General features: G+C 73.3%; 12 protein-coding genes. 6 read left to right on the top strand and 6 right to left on the bottom strand.

From position 1 onward, the window contains the following. Window positions 1–134: 134 nt before the first annotated feature. On the top strand, window positions 135–1,769 hold the full coding sequence (locus tag ACFVZH_RS17740) for an acyl-CoA synthetase (RefSeq protein WP_384898241.1): 1,635 nt from the start codon (window positions 135–137) through the stop codon (window positions 1,767–1,769). Window positions 1,770–1,812: 43 nt separating this feature from the next. Here the strand turns inward: ACFVZH_RS17740 and ACFVZH_RS17745 are convergent, their stop codons facing one another. After that, window positions 1,813–2,466, bottom strand: a complete 654-nt coding sequence (locus ACFVZH_RS17745) for an NADPH-dependent F420 reductase (protein ID WP_384898243.1) — start codon at window positions 2,464–2,466, stop codon at window positions 1,813–1,815. 77 nt (window positions 2,467–2,543) lie between these two features. On the opposite strand from ACFVZH_RS17745, the gene ACFVZH_RS17750 reads away from it, so the two are divergent. Further along, window positions 2,544–2,894, top strand: a complete 351-nt coding sequence (locus ACFVZH_RS17750; RefSeq protein ID WP_384898245.1) for a winged helix-turn-helix transcriptional regulator — start codon at window positions 2,544–2,546, stop codon at window positions 2,892–2,894. Window positions 2,895–2,918: 24 nt separating this feature from the next. On the opposite strand, the gene ACFVZH_RS17755 is transcribed toward ACFVZH_RS17750, so the two are convergent. Continuing rightward, a complete protein-coding gene (locus ACFVZH_RS17755; protein ID WP_384898247.1) occupies window positions 2,919–4,442 on the bottom strand; it encodes an alpha/beta fold hydrolase in 1,524 nt (507 codons plus the stop codon). A 103-nt stretch (window positions 4,443–4,545) separates the two neighbouring features. Between ACFVZH_RS17755 and ACFVZH_RS17760 the strand changes: the two genes are divergently transcribed. Then, window positions 4,546–5,361, top strand: a complete 816-nt coding sequence (locus ACFVZH_RS17760) for a pentapeptide repeat-containing protein (protein ID WP_384898249.1) — start codon at window positions 4,546–4,548, stop codon at window positions 5,359–5,361. Between the two features lie 69 nt (window positions 5,362–5,430). Here ACFVZH_RS17760 and ACFVZH_RS17765 read toward each other — a convergent pair whose 3' ends face one another. From ACFVZH_RS17765 to ACFVZH_RS17775, 3 genes are read right to left on the bottom strand one after another with little or no spacing between them, the layout of a single operon-like run. Next, the gene (locus tag ACFVZH_RS17765) at window positions 5,431–6,642 is read right to left on the bottom strand and encodes a cytochrome P450 (RefSeq protein ID WP_384898252.1); all 1,212 of its coding nucleotides are present in this window, start codon (window positions 6,640–6,642) and stop codon (window positions 5,431–5,433) included. Further along, window positions 6,639–7,208, bottom strand: coding sequence for a cupin domain-containing protein (locus ACFVZH_RS17770; RefSeq protein ID WP_384898254.1), 570 nt, complete (start codon window positions 7,206–7,208; stop codon window positions 6,639–6,641). The genes ACFVZH_RS17765 and ACFVZH_RS17770 overlap by 4 nt, the downstream gene beginning before the upstream one ends. 16 nt (window positions 7,209–7,224) lie before the next feature. Beyond that, on the bottom strand, window positions 7,225–8,421 hold the full coding sequence (locus tag ACFVZH_RS17775) for a cytochrome P450 (RefSeq protein WP_384898255.1): 1,197 nt from the start codon (window positions 8,419–8,421) through the stop codon (window positions 7,225–7,227). 326 nt (window positions 8,422–8,747) lie between these two features. Between ACFVZH_RS17775 and paaK the strand changes: the two genes are divergently transcribed. Both paaK and ACFVZH_RS17785 read left to right on the top strand, forming a co-directional pair. Next, window positions 8,748–10,034, top strand: coding sequence for a phenylacetate--CoA ligase PaaK (gene paaK, locus ACFVZH_RS17780; RefSeq protein ID WP_384898256.1), 1,287 nt, complete (start codon window positions 8,748–8,750; stop codon window positions 10,032–10,034). Window positions 10,035–10,057: 23 nt separating this feature from the next. After that, entirely contained in the window at window positions 10,058–10,438 is a 381-nt protein-coding gene (locus ACFVZH_RS17785) for a VOC family protein (protein ID WP_384898258.1), read from the top strand. 18 nt (window positions 10,439–10,456) lie between these two features. Here ACFVZH_RS17785 and ACFVZH_RS17790 read toward each other — a convergent pair whose 3' ends face one another. After that, entirely contained in the window at window positions 10,457–11,965 is a 1,509-nt protein-coding gene (locus ACFVZH_RS17790) for a fatty acyl-CoA synthetase (protein ID WP_384898260.1), read from the bottom strand. Between the two features lie 156 nt (window positions 11,966–12,121). Here ACFVZH_RS17790 and ACFVZH_RS17795 point away from each other — a divergent pair, with 156 nt between their 5' ends. After that, window positions 12,122–14,527, top strand: coding sequence for a penicillin acylase family protein (locus ACFVZH_RS17795; RefSeq protein ID WP_384898354.1), 2,406 nt, complete (start codon window positions 12,122–12,124; stop codon window positions 14,525–14,527). Window positions 14,528–14,534: the final 7 nt, after the last annotated feature.

Raw genomic sequence — 14,534 nt, forward strand, 5'->3', positions numbered from 1 at the left:
CCGGGGGTCCAGTTCAATAGTTTTCTGACACTCAGTCAGATTCTTCTGCACACCCCCTTCCGCCGTCGGGCGGTCGGCGCTCTAATGACCGCCGAGTCCATGTGAGCCAGTGCGAGCCGGCGTCAGGAGGAACGGTGGAGTACAACCTTGCCGACCTGTTCGAATCGGTGGTCGACGTGGTCCCCGAGCGCGAGGCGCTGGTGTACGTCGACCACCCGGGGACGGGCGCGGAGCGCCGCCTCACCTACGCCGAGCTCGACGCGGCCGCCAACCGGATCGCCCACCACCTGCTCGACGCGGGCCTGCGGCCCGGCGAACACCTCGGCCTCCACCTCTACAACGGCGTCGAGTACCTGCAGACCGTCCTCGCCTGCCTCAAGGCCAGGATCGTGCCGGTCAACGTCAACTACCGGTACGTGGAGGAGGAGCTCGTCTACCTCTACCGCGACGCCGACCTGGCCGCACTCGTCTTCGACGCCGAGTTCACCGACCGGGTCGCGGCGGCGCTGCCGCAGACCTCGAAGCTGCGGCACCTCGTGCGGGTGGGGACCCCGCCCGAGGGCGCACCGCCGCTCGACTGCGTGGCGTACACCGAGGCGGAGGCCGCCGGCTCGCCCGACCGCGGCTTCGGCCCCCGCTCGGCGGACGACCTCTTCATCATCTACACGGGCGGCACCACCGGCATGCCCAAGGGCGTCCTGTGGCGCCAGGAGGACCTGTTCTTCGCCGGCCTCTTCGGCGGCGACCCCTCGGGCGAGCCCGTGAAGCGCCCCGAGGAGCTGGCCGAACGCGTCGCGGCCGGCGGCGCCGGCATCACCTTCTTCCCCGCGCCGCCGCTGATGCACGGCACGTCCACCCTCACCGCGTTCATCGCCTTCGACTACGGCCAGCGGGTCGTCCTGCACCGCAAGTACGTACCCGAGGAGGTGCTGCGGACGCTGGAGAAGGAGAAGGTCTCCAGCATCTCCCTGGTCGGGGACGCGATGCTGCGGCCCCTCGTGGACGCGCTGAGCGGACCGCTCCGGGACACGGACCTGTCCGCCCTGTTCAGCCTGTCCTCGTCCGGGGCGATCATGTCCGACACCGTGCGGGCCCAGCTCCAGGAACTCATGCCGAACGTGCTGCTGCTCAACAACTTCGGCTCCACCGAGTCCGGTTCCAACGGCCGCGCCACCGACGACTCCGGACCGGCCCGGGGCTTCCGGCTCCACGTCAACGAACGCACCCAGGTGGTCGACCCGGTGACCCTCGCCCCCGTCACGGCGGGCGCGACCGGCCGCCTCGCCCAGCGCGGCCACGTCCCGCTCGGCTACTACAACGACCCCGCCAAGACCGCCGAGACGTTCTTCGAACGGGACGGCGTGCGCTGGGTCCTCCTCGGCGACATGGCGACCGTCGACGAGGCGGGCGTCGTCACCGTCCTCGGGCGCGGCTCGCAGTGCATCAACACCGGCGGGGAGAAGGTCTACCCGGAGGAGGTGGAGCAGGCGCTCAAGTCCCACCCCGACGTGTACGACGCCCTCGTCGCCGGCGTCCCCGACGCCCGCTGGGGCAACCACGTCGCCGCCGTCGTCCAGCTCCGCGCCGACGCCCCGCCCCTGGACCTGGAGTCCCTCCAGACCCACTGCCGCTCCCGCCTCGCCGGCTACAAGGTCCCCCGCCAGCTCGTCCTCGCCGACCGCATCCAGCGCTCCCCCAGCGGCAAGGCGGACTATCGCTGGGCCCGCGCGGTCGCGGTGGAGGCGGACGCCGAGGCCACCGCCCCCTGAACCACGCGGACCCGGCCCGTACGGCCGGCACCGGACACCCGGGTCAGTCCCGCCGGGGCCCCGCCGCGTACGCGAGCGGCGGGGCCATCGCCCGGACGTCCGCCGCCTCGCCGACCCACAGGCCGATGAAGAGCGCGGCGGTCGCCTCCAGCAGGCCGGCCCGGTCGAGTCCGCCCCCGGCCAGGGGCACGCAGCCGGTGTCCCGCACCAGTTCCCCGACCAGCGCGAGCGCCTCCGCGTCGTCCCCGCAGACCGGGACCGCCAGGGGCTGCCCGTCGAAGACGGGCGGGGTCATCCGCCACACGTCCTCGTGGCAGAGGTTGAACGCCTTCACCACCCGCGCACCGGGCGCCGCGTCGGCGAGCCGCCGGGCCGCCGAAGGACCGCCGTCCGTGAGCAGCCGGAAGCCGGGCCCCACGGGGTTGGCGCAGTCGAGCAGGACGCTGCCGGCCAGCGGGGTGCCGAGGTCCGCGACGACTCCCTCGCCCGCTCCGTACGGCAGCGCGGCCAGGACCACGTCGCCGAATCCCGCGGCGGCCCGCAGACTCCCGTGGCCCACGCCCGGGCCGAGGCGCGTCGCCAGCCGTCGCGCCTTCCCCGCGTCGCGTCCGCCGACGAGCACCTCGTGCCCCGCCCGCACCCAGTGGGTGGCGAGGGCGTCCGCCATGTTCCCCGTTCCCAGTAGGCCGATCCTCATCGTCCCGTCCCCTCTCCGCGCCCGTTCGAGCGCTTCCGGAGACGACACTAGGCAGCCGATCGGGCACCATCTGGTACGTGACTTCCGACGGATACCTGGCCGACTGCCGTGCCCGCCTCGCCTTCGACCTGCTGGCGAACACCTGGAACTCCGTGGTGCTCTGGTCCCTGCGCGGCGGCCCGAGCCGCCACGGCGAACTGCGCCGGCGGATCGGCGGCATCAGCGCGAAGGTCCTCACCGAGACGCTGCGGCGGCTGGAGTTCAACGGGCTGGTGGAACGGCGCGACGACCCCGGCCCGCCGCCCCGGGTGTCCTACGAACTCACCGACCTGGGGCGGACGTTGCTCGGCCCCATCGGCGCGTTCGGCGCCTGGGCCTTCGAGCACGGTGACGAGGTCATGGCCGTGCGGGAGCGGCACGGCGGGTGAGCCCGGGCCGCTCCCTCGGTGTGCTCAGCGGAGGCCGAACTCCCTGATCGCGCCGAGGAACGTGCCGGGCCGGCCGGTGTGGACGAGGTGGCCGGCCGGGATGGTGGCGAGGCGGGCGCCGGGGATGAGGTCGGCGAGGCCGGACAGGTGGTCCTGGGGGACGTGGCTGGAGGGACCGCCGGCGAGGACGAGGGTGGGGGCGGTGATCGCGGGCAGTTCCTCGCGCCAGCGGGGGTCGGGGGCGTTCAGCTGGGTGTCGGTGGCCGGGACGATCCCCCAGTCGAAGGCGAGGGGGCCGGAGGGGCGCTCGGCCGGCGGGCGGGGCGGGTCGAGCGGCACGAAGCCGGGGGGTTCCTCCAGGACGAGGCGGCCGATCAGGCCGGGCTCCCGCTGGGCGAGGAGGAGGGCGGCGCCGGCGCCCATCGAGTGGGCGACGACGGTGGCGCCGGTGAGGCCGAGGGCGCGCAGGAAGCCTCCGAGTTCGTCGCGGAAGTCGTCGAAGCCGTAGCGGCCCGGCCGGTCGCTGAGCCCGTGGCCGCGCAGGTCGAGCGCGTACACGCGGTGGTCGGCGGCGAGGTCGGCGGCGATCTCCGCCCAGGTGGTGCTGTTCTCGCCGCGGCCGTGGACCAGGACGACCGGCGGGGCGTCCTCGGGTCCGCTGACCCGGTGGGCGAGGCGCACCCCGTCCACCGTGACCGTGCGGACCTCCGGGTCGAGGAAGGCCGCGACGGGGCGGACGAACGCCTCCGCGTCGTCGACCCAGGGGAAGTGGCCGGCGCCGGGCAGGACGACGAGTTCGGCGTGCGGGAAGAAGGCCGCCGCCTCGGTCGCCTTGGCCGGGGTCGGTCCCGCGTCGTACTCCCCCGCCAGGACGAGGACCGGCGCGGTGAGGCCGGTGAGCCGGCGGCGGGTCTCCTCCGGGTCGTAGGCGCCCTCGCCGTGGTAGGCGGTCGCCGCGTCCCAGCGCAGTTGCCACGACCCGGCGGCGGCGTGCTCCCGCGCGTCCGCGTCCCAGCGGCCGTAGGCGAAGGGGGCGACGATGTCGTAGACCCGCGACAGCGGGGTGTCGGGGCCGATCGTGTCGAGCGCGGCTCGGGCCTCCGCGTACCACGGCCGGTCGGCGAACACCGTGACGGCCTCGTCCCACTCCTCGTCGGTGGTGCCGACGCCGAGTGCCTGTCCGGCGGCGGTGACCAGGACGAGGGAGCGGATCCGCGCGGGGTGGGCGGCGGCGTACAGGGTGGCGAGGCTGCCGGCGGCCGAGTGGCCGAGGAGGTCGATCCGCTCCAGGCCGAGGTGGGCGCGGAGGGCCTCGACGTCGCCGACCTGCCGGTCGCAGCGGTAGGTGCCGGGGTCGGCGGGTTCGGCGCTGTCGCCGGTGCCGCGCGCGTCGAGCAGGACCAGGGTCCGGTGGGCGGCGAGCCCGCCGAGGTCACCGAGGTACGCCGCGTCGCGCATCGGCCCGCCGGCCAGGCACACGAGCGGCTCCCCCTCCCCGAGGGTGCGGTAGGAGAGTCGGGTGCCGTCGTACGTCGTGAACATGGGCATGCCGCCGATCCTCACCGCTGCCCGATGATCTTCGCAATCGGTTTCGCGGAGAGCGCGATACGGTGGGCCGACCGTCCCCGAACCCCGAAGGAACCGTCTCCCCGTGCCCGAGATCCGGGATTCCGCGCTGCGCGGCGACTGCGCGAACTGCTTCGGCCTGTGCTGTGTGGCGCTGCCCTTCGCCAAGTCGGCCGACTTCGCCGTGAACAAGTCGTCCGGCGAGCCGTGCCGGAACCTCCAGGAGGACTTCCGCTGCGGCATCCACACCCGGCTGCGGCCGAGCGGATTCCAGGGCTGCACGGTGTACGACTGCTTCGGCGCCGGCCAGCACGTCTCCCAGGTGACCTTCGGCGGCGTGTCCTGGCGCGAGGCGCCGGAGACCGCGGCGCGGATGTACGAGGTGTTCCCGGTGGTGCGCCAGCTCCACGAGCTGCTGCGGTACCTCACCGAGGCCCTGGCGCTACGGACCGCTCGTCCCCTCCATTCCGAGCTGCGCGCGGCGCTCGACCGGGTCGAGGCGCTCACCCGGGGGACGCCCGCCGCCCTGGAGAAGCTCGACGTCGCGCCCGTACGGGCCGAGGTGAACCCGCTGCTGCTGCGGACGAGCGAGCTGGTCCGCGCCACGGCCGGCGGGAAGCCGAAGAGCCGGCGCGGGGCGGACCTGATCGGCAAGCGGCTGCGCGGGGCCGCGCTGCGGGGCGCGGACCTGCGCGGGGCGCTGCTCATCGCCGCCGACCTCACGGGGGCCGATCTGTCGCTCGCCGATCTGATCGGCGCCGACCTGCGCGACGCCGATCTCTCGGGCGCGGACCTGACGGGCGCGCTGTTCCTCACGCAGCCCCAGCTGAACTCGGCACGCGGGAACGCCGCCACCCGGCTGCCCGAGGGCTTCGACCGCCCCGCGCACTGGACTCCCTGACGGCGCTCGCGACTCAGTGGGGGACGGTCACGACGCTCTTCCCCCTGGGGGTGTCACCAGGTCACCAGGTCACCAGGTCACGGGGAGGGAGACCGGGCCCCGGTTGACGGTTCCGCGGCGCCACTCGATGCGCTCGGGCTGCACCGCCGTGGCGAGGCCGGGGAAGCGGTGGAGCAGTGTGGAGAGCATCACTTCGGCTTCCATGCGGGCGAGTTGGGCGCCCGCGCAGTAGTGGGCGCCGTGGCCGAAGGCGAGGTGCGGTGCCTCCCGCCGGGTCAGGTCGAGCCGGTCGGGTTCGGTGTAGACGGAGGGGTCCCGGTTGGCCGCCGGATAGAAGACGTAGACGGCCTCCCCCTCACGGATGGTGACGCCGCCGACCTCGACGTCGGCGGTGGCGACGCGTGGCATGCCGACGCCGTTGCGCTGCGGGATGTACCGCAGGAGTTCGTCGACGGCCCCGGGGAGGCGGTCGGGTTCGGCGCGGAGTTTCCGCGTCTGGTCGGGGTGGACGAGGAGGACGTACAGCATGGTGGCGACGATGTTCCGGACGGCGTCGAGGCCGTTGAGGGTGAGCATGACGGCCGTCGAGACCAGCTCCGGGGTGCTGATCCCGCCGTCCGCGCGGGCGGCGGCCAGTTCGCTGATCAGGTCGTCGCCGGGGTGGTCGGCGCGGTGCCGGGCGAGGTCGGCGAAGTAGCCGGCGATCTCCTTCTTGACGGACTCCCCCTCGGCGGCGGTGGTGTCGCTGGACAGGATCCCTTCGCGCCACCGGTCGACGCGGTCGAGGTCGGCGGCGGGGACGCCGAGGAGTTCGGCGACGACGGTCGCGGAGAGTGGGCCGATGAAGGTGGTGGTGAGGTCGGCGGGCGGGCCGGCGTCGAGGGTGCGGGCGGCGAGGTCCTCGGCCCGCAGCCGGGTGTGCTCGCGCAGGGCCCTCATCCGCCGGCGGCCGAAGGTGGGGGCGATCAGCTTGCGCAGCCGGGTGTGGTCGGGCGGGTCGGCGCGGCCGACGCCGCCGGCCGGGGCGAGGTTGTGCGGGGTCATGGAGGTGATCGGCCGGCCGACGGTCAGGGCGCGGCTCATCCGGGGGTCGGAGGCGATCCGCTTGACGTCCTCGTACCGGGTGACGAGCCAGGCGTGGCCCTCGCCGTGACGGAGCCGGACGCGGGCGACGGGCTCCTCGCGCAGCAGCCGGTGCGGCAGCGGGTCGAAGTCCGTGCCGGGGAGCGGGGTCACGGCCCAGTCGTGGACGACCGGGCCGTGGTTCTCGGGTGGGTTCATGAAAGGGGGGCCGTGTCCTGTCGAACGGTGGCGTCGTGCCGGAGGGGGGTGATCTGCTCGATGTCGTAGCGGATCCGCAGCAGTTCGATCGCCGCGTGGTCGACCTCGCCGCCCGAACCGAGGATCTCCATGAGTTCCTCGAAGTACCGCTCGTGGTCGGGTGGCGGCGATGCCTGGAACAGCATCCGGACGGGTTCGCCGGTGGGGTTGGCGAAGGCGTGCGGGCAGCCCGGCGGGACGAGGATGAGGGTGCCCCGGGTGGCGCGGACGGCCCGCTGCCCCGAGGAGGACTCCCACTCCCGCCAGCTGTCCCGGGTGCGGACGAGGGGTTCGAAGGCGAGGACGTCGAGTTCGCCCTCCAGGACGTAGAAGAGCTCCTCGCTGTGTCCGTGGGCGTGGGCGCCGACGTCGAAGCCGGGCGGCACGACGACCTCGAAGGTGGAGGCGGTTCGGGAGTGCTCGCCGGTCACCTTGAAGGTGACGTGCTGGGCCGCGGTGGTGAGGGTCTTTCCGTGGCCGGGCGGCACGACGAGCCCGCCGCCCGGTCCGATCGCTGTGGTCGTCACGGGGTGCCGGGTCCTCTCACCAGGTGACCGGGAGGGTCTCGGGGCCCCGGATGAGGGCGCCGCGCTGCCAGCGGAGTTCCTCGTCGGGGACGGCGAGACGGAGGTCGGGGAAGCGGGTCCAGAGGGACTGGACGAGGATCTCCGACTCGATGCGGGCCAGCGCCGAGCCGGGGCAGTAGTGGGGGCCGTGGCCGAAGGCGACGTGCGGGTTGTGGCCGCGGTCGAAGTCGAGGCGTTCGGGCTCGGGGAAGACGGCCGGGTCGCGGTTGGCGGTCAGATAGGAGACGTAGACCGGTTCGCCGGCCGGGATGGTGACCCCGCCGACCTCGACGTCCTCCAGGGCGATCCGGGAGAGGCCGACCGCGTTGCGGTGCGGGATGTAGCGGAGGAGTTCGTCGACGGCCTGCGGCACGAGGTGGGGTTCGGCGCGCAGCCGGGCGAGGTGTCCGGGGTGGGTGAGCAGCGCGTACACCATGTTGGCGCTGTTGTTGCGGACGGCGTGCGCGCCGCCGATCTGGATGAGGACGGCGAGGCCGACGGCCTCGTGCTCGGTGAGCGTGTCGTCGTCGACGGCGTCGGCGAGGACGGCGGCGAGCGTCTCCTTGCCGGTGCCGTGGCTGCGGCCGATCAGTTCGGTGAAGTAGTGGGCCAGGTCGGCCTTCGCCTGCTCGGCGGCCTCCCGGCCGCCGCCGGCGGAGAGGATGCCGTCGGACCAGCGGGCCATGAGCGGCCGGTCGGCCTCGGGCACGCCCATGAGTTCGCTGACCATGGCGAGCGGGAACGGCCGGTTGACGAGTTCCATGAGGTCGGCGGGGGCTCCGTGCTCCTCGACCCGGTCGAGGAGCCGGTCCATGACCTCCTGGGCGTGGTCGCGCAGCGCCCCCAGCGCGCGGGCGCCGAACGCGCGGGCGACGACGCGCCGCATCCGGGTGTGGTCCGGCGGGTCGGCGAAGCCGACGGCGCCCTCCATCGGGATGAAGTGGGGGGCGGCGCGGGTGATGGAGCGGCCCCAGACGGCCTGGCGGCTGAAGCGGGGGTCGACCGAGACGAACTTGACGTCCTCGTAGCGGGTGACGAGCCAGGCGTGTCCGTCTCCGTGCGGAAGCCGGACGCGGGTGACGGGGTCCTCGTGGAGGAGCCGGGCGAGCAGTGGGTCGAAGTCCAGCCCGGTGAGGTCGGGTACGGCCCAGAAGTGGACGCGTGTGTCGAGCATGGGGGGAACCTGCCTCCCGGACCTGGTCGTCGATCCGGTCCTCACCGTCCGGGCGGGCGGGAACCGTGGGCATGACGCGCCCACCCTTCCGTACGCCCTGCGGCCTGGCCGTCCGGACGCACGCAAAAGCACCCCAAGGCGTGACATCCGGGCGCGTGGGCGCGTGCCGCGCGAGCCCGGCGCGCGCTCCGCCGTGGGGGCCGTCGCACGAGCCGGGAAAACTTCTCCCGACCCCTTGCCAAGCCGGGGGTGTCGCCGGTTTTACTGGCCGGGAACGATCTACCGAATGATCGGTAGTCCGTTTTACGACAACGGAGGAGCGGCGCATGACGGACTGGCTGGACAGCGGCGAGCTGCTGGGACGCGACGAGCTGGCGGCGCTGCAGCTGGAGCGGCTGCGCGCGACCCTGCGGCACGCCTACGCGAACGTCGACTTCTACCGCCGGTCCTTCGACGCGGCCGGGGTGACCCCGGACGACTGCCGTACGCTCGCGGACCTCGCCCGCTTCCCGTTCACCGCCAAGGCGGACCTGCGCGACCACTACCCCTTCGGCATGTTCGCCGTCGACCAGTCCCGGATCCGGCGCATCCACGCCTCCAGCGGCACCACCGGCAGGCCGACCGTCGTGGGCTACACGGAAGGGGATCTGGACATGTGGGCGGACGTGGTCGCCCGCTCGCTGCGCGCCGCCGGCGCCCGCCCCGGGCACAAGGTCCATGTGGCGTACGGATACGGCCTGTTCACGGGTGGGCTCGGCGCGCACTACGGCGCCGAGCGGCTCGGGTGCACCGTCATCCCCGCCTCGGGCGGCATGACGGCCCGTCAGGTGCAGCTGATCCAGGACTTCCGGCCCGAGATCATCATGGTGACCCCGTCGTACATGCTCACGCTGCTCGACGAGTTCGAGCGCCAGGGCGTGGACCCCCGGTCGACCTCTCTGAAGGTGGGCGTCTTCGGTGCCGAGCCGTGGACGGAGGCGATGCGCAAGGAGATCGAGGACCGGTTCGCGATCGACGCGGTCGACATCTACGGCCTGTCGGAGGTGATCGGCCCCGGCGTGGCGCAGGAGTGCGTGGAGACCAAGGACGGGCTGCACATCTGGGAGGACCACTTCTACCCGGAGATCGTGGACCCGTTCACGGGCGAGGTCCTGCCGGACGGCGAGGAGGGGGAGCTGGTCTTCACCTCGCTCACCAAGGAGGCCATGCCGGTGATCCGCTACCGGACGCGCGATCTGACCCGGCTGCTGCCGGGGACCGCGCGGGTGTTCCGGCGGATGGAGAAGGTCACCGGGCGGAGCGACGACATGATCATCCTGCGCGGGGTGAACCTGTTCCCCACCCAGGTCGAGGAGATCGTGCTCCGCACCCCGGCCGTCGCCCCGCACTTCCAGCTGCGGCTGACCCGGGAGGGCCGACTGGACGCCCTGACCGTGCGGGCCGAGGCCCGGGCGGGGGCGACCGGCGAGGAGCGGGCGGAGGCGGCACGGGCGATCGCGGCGGGGGTGAAGGACGGGATCGGGGTGTCGGTCGCGGTCGAGGTGGTCGACCCCGAGACGCTGGAGCGCTCGGTGGGCAAGATCAAGCGGATCGTGGACCTCCGCGGCGCGTAGCCTGGGGGGAGGAGGTGGTTGCGATGCTGTCGGACTCCCCCATAGCCGCGATCATTCCGGTCAACGACATGAACCGGGCCAAGCGCTTCTACTCCGAGACCCTCGGTCTTCCCCTCACCAGGGAGTCGGCCGAGGACACCCGGTACGAGTGCGGTGGAACCACGATCGGCCTCTATGAGACGCCCTACGGCGGCCAGGCCGGGCACACCCTGGCGAGCTGGAAGGTCGCCGACCTCGACAGCGAGATGAAGGAGCTGCGCTCCAAGGGTGTCGCCTTCGAGGACTACGACCTGCCCGGCATCAAGACGGTCGACGGCGTGGCCGAGTCGGACACCATGCGGGGCGCCTGGTTCAAGGACAGTGAGGGCAACATCCTCTGCGTCGTGGAGGAACGCGCGGGCTGACACCCCCGCGCGCCGGTGTCATCGGGCGCCGAAGCGGTCCCTCAGCTCCCGCTTGAGGATCTTGCCGCTGGCGTTACGGGGAAGCGCGTCCACGAAATGGACCCGCTTCGGCGCCTTGAACGCGGCGAGGCCCTCGCGCGCGTGGGCGACGAGTTCGGCCTCGGTGACCTCGCCGCGGGGGACGACGACGGCCGTGACGGCCTCGATCCAGCGCTCGTCGGGAAGGCCGATCACGGCCACCTCGGCGACCCCGGGGTGGCCGTAGAGGGCGTCCTCGACCTGACGGGAGGCGACCAGGACGCCCCCCGAGTTGATGACGTCCTTCACCCGGTCGACGATGGTGAGGTAGCCCTCGGCGTCGCGGACGGCGAGGTCGCCCGAGCGGAACCAGCCGCCGCGGAAGGCCGCCCGGGTCTCCTCGGGCTTGCGCCAGTAGCCGTCGCACAGCTGCGGAGAGCGGTAGACGATCTCGCCCGGGGTGCCGTCGGGGACGTCCTTGCCGTCCTCGTCGACGACCCGCGCCTCGACATGGCGGACGGGCCGGCCGCAGGAGTCCATCCGGCCCTCGTGCTCGTCGGGGCCGAGGACGGTGGCGAGCGGACCGATCTCCGACTGGCCGAAGCAGTTGTAGAAGGCGAGGTCCGGCAGCCGGGCGCGCAGCCGCTCCAGGACGGGCACGGGCATGATCGAGGCCCCGTAGTACGCCTTGCGCAGCGCCGACAGGTCGCGGTCCGCGAAGTCCGGGTGGTTGGCGAGGCCGATCCACACGGTCGGCGGGGCGAAGAGGCTGTCCGCGCGGCCCGCCTCGATCAGATCGAACAGGACCGCCGGATCGGGTCCGTCGACGATCGTGTTCTCGGCGCCGACGGCGAGGTACGGCAGCAGGAAGACGTGCATCTGCGCCGAGTGGTACAGCGGAAGGGCGTGCACCGGCCGGTCGTCCTCGCGCAGATCGAGGGCCTCGACGGCGCTCGCGTACTCGTGGACGAGCGCCCGGTGGGTCATCATCGCGCCCTTGGGCAGGGCGGTGGTGCCCGACGTGTAGAGCAGCTGGACGTACTCGCGGGCGTCGCGGTCGGTGTCGTACTCCTCCGGTGCCGCGAGCGCGTCGAGCAGTGAACCGGGCGCGTCCCGCAGCGCCTTGACCGCGAACCCGTCGGGGACGCGGTCCGCGAGGGCGGGGTCGGCGAGGACGAGCGCGGTGTCCGACTGCTCCAGGATGTAGGAGAGGTCCTCGCCGGTCAGGTGGTGGTTGACCGGCACGTGGACGAGGTCGGCCCGGGAGCAGGCGAGGAACGCGATGAGGTACGCGTCCGAGTTGTGGCCGTAGGTCGCCACCCGGGCGCGCTCGGGCAGGGCCAGGCCGTGGTGGGGCTCCCGCAGGACGGCGGCGGCGGTGCTGACGGCCGCGTCCAGCTCGGCGTACGTCCAGGCCCGGTCGGCGTACCGCACGGCGATCCGGTCGGGGACGCGCTCGGCGCTCATGCGCAGGACACCGTCGACGGCGCGGCTGAGGAGTCGTTCCATGCCGTGATCCTCGGCGTGGAACGGGCGGAAGGTCAAGTACCGGGCGGCGAGCCGTACATGCCCGGACCTCGGATACCGAACGGCATGTTGACATGGGGGCGGTCAACTGCGTGCATGGTCCAACCCGCAGTGCTCATCGATCCGTTGGGAGGCACGTTGCACCTCCGCACCCGTCTGAGACACCTGGCGCTCGCCGGCGCGGCCCTCGCCGTCGTCACCGCCTCGCTGCCCGGCGCGGCGGCCGCCGACTCCGGCGACCGCGGCCGGCACCCGTCCGACCGCGGCCTGTCGGCCGTCATCCGGTACACCGAGTACGGCATCCCGCACATCGTGGCGAAGGACTACGCGAACCTCGGCTTCGGCACGGGGTGGGCGCAGGCGGCCGACCAGGTCTGCGTCCTGGCGGACGGCTTCCTCACCGTCACCGGCGAGCGTTCCCGGTACTTCGGCCCGGACGCCGCACCGGACGGCTCGCTGTCCTCCGCCGCCACCAACCTCTCCAGCGACCTGTACTTCCGTGGCGTGAAGGACGCGGGGACCGTCGAGGAACTGCTACGGACCCCGGCACCGGCCGGGCCGAGCCGCGACCTCAAGGAGCTGATGCGCGGCTGGGCGGCCGGCTACAACGCCTGGCTGCGCAAGAACCGGATCACCGACCCGGCCTGCGCGGGCGCCGACTGGGTCCGCCCGGTGAGCGCGCTCGACGTGGCCCGCCGCGGCTTCGCGATCTCGGTCCTCGGCGGACAGGGCCGGGCCGTGGACGGCATCACCGCCGCCCGGCCGCCGGCCGCTCCCCCCGCCGCCCCCGCCCCCGCCCCCGCCTCCGGCGCCGTCCCCGATCCGGACGACGCCGCCGCGGCGGCCAGGCAGCTGTTCGCCGCCGAGAACGCCACCATGGGGTCGAACGCCGTCGCGTTCTCCGGCGCCACCACGGCCGGCGGGCGCGGGCTGCTCCTGGGCAACCCGCACTATCCCTGGCAGGGCGGCCGGCGCTTCTGGCAGTCCCAGCAGACCATCCCGGGCGAGCTGAACGTCTCGGGTGCCGGGCTCCTCGGCACCGCCGTCGTGAACATCGGCTTCAACGACAAGGTGGCCTGGAGCCACACCGTCGCCACCGGCGTGCCGCTCAACCTGCACCAGCTGACGCTCTCCCCCGGCGACCCGACCTCCTACCTGGTGGACGGGCTGCCGGAGCGGATGACCGCGCGCACGGTGACCGTGCCGGTGAAGGACGGCGCCCCCGTCACCCGTACCCAGTGGTGGACGCGGTACGGCCCGGTCGTCGGCGGTCTCGGCGCGCAGCTCCCGCTGCCGTGGACCGCGACCACGGCGTACGCGCTGAACGACCCCAACGCGGCCAACCTGCGCGGCTCCGACACCGCGCTCGGCTTCGGCAAGGCGCGCTCGACCCAGGACGTCGCCGACACACTGCGCCGCACCCAGGGTCTGCCGTGGGTCAACACGATCGCGGCCGACTCGGCCGGGCACGCGTACTTCAGCCAGTCGCAGGTCCTTCCCCGGATCACCGACGAGCTCGCCCAGCGCTGCTCCACGCCGCTCGGCCGGGCGACCTACCCGGCGTCGGGCGTCGCGGTGCTCGACGGCTCGCGCTCCGACTGCGCGCCCGGCTCCGACCCGGACGCGGTGCAGCCGGGGATCTTCGGCCCGGCCAGGATGCCGGTGCTGCGGGACACCCCGTACGTGGAGAACTCCAACGACAGCGCCTGGCTGACCAACGCCGGGCAACCGCTGACCGGTTACGAGCGGATCTTCGGCACGGTCGCGACCCCGCGCTCGATGCGCACCCGGGGCGGTGTCGAGGACGTGGCGGCGATGGCGGAGCGCGGCCGGCTCACGGTGGCCGATCTCCAGCGCCAGCAGTTCGCCAACCGGGCGCCGGCCGGCGACCTGGCGGCGGCCGATGTCGCCGCGGCCTGCCCGGCGGCGCTGCCGGAGGACCCCGAAGCCTGCCGGGTGCTCACGGCCTGGGACCGGACGGTGAACACGGACAGCCGGGGCGCCCTGCTCTTCGACCGGTTCTGGCGGAAGTTCAGCGGGACGGTGCCCTCGGCCCAGCAGTGGCTGGTGCCGTTCTCTGCGGCCGACCCGGTCCGCACCCCGCGCACCGTGAACACGGCTGCGCCGGGTTTCGCGAAGGCGCTGGCCGACGCGGTGGCGGAGCTGCGGACGGCGGGCATCCCGCTGGACGCCCCGCTCGGGGACCACCAGTTCGTCGTACGGAACAGGCAGCGGATCCCGGTGAGCGGCGGGACCGAGTCGCTGGGCGTCTGGAACAAGACCGAGTCCGTGTGGAGCGCGGCCGGCGGCGGTTACGTGGAGGTCGCGCACGGGACCAGTCACGTCCAGGCGGTGGGCTGGGACGGCAGCCGGTGCCCGGTGGCCCGCACCCTGCTCTCGTACTCCCAGTCGTCGAACCCCGCGTCCCCGCACTACAGCGACCAGACCCGGCTGTACGCGGGCGAGCGCTGGGTGACCTCCCGGTTCTGCGAGAAGGACATCCTGCGCTCGCCGGCGCTGCGGGTGGTGTTCGTCAGGGGGTGACCGGGGT

Source organism: Streptomyces sp. NPDC059534 (assembly GCF_042743475.1).
In the GTDB taxonomy this organism is placed as follows: Bacteria; Actinomycetota; Actinomycetes; order Streptomycetales; family Streptomycetaceae; genus Streptomyces.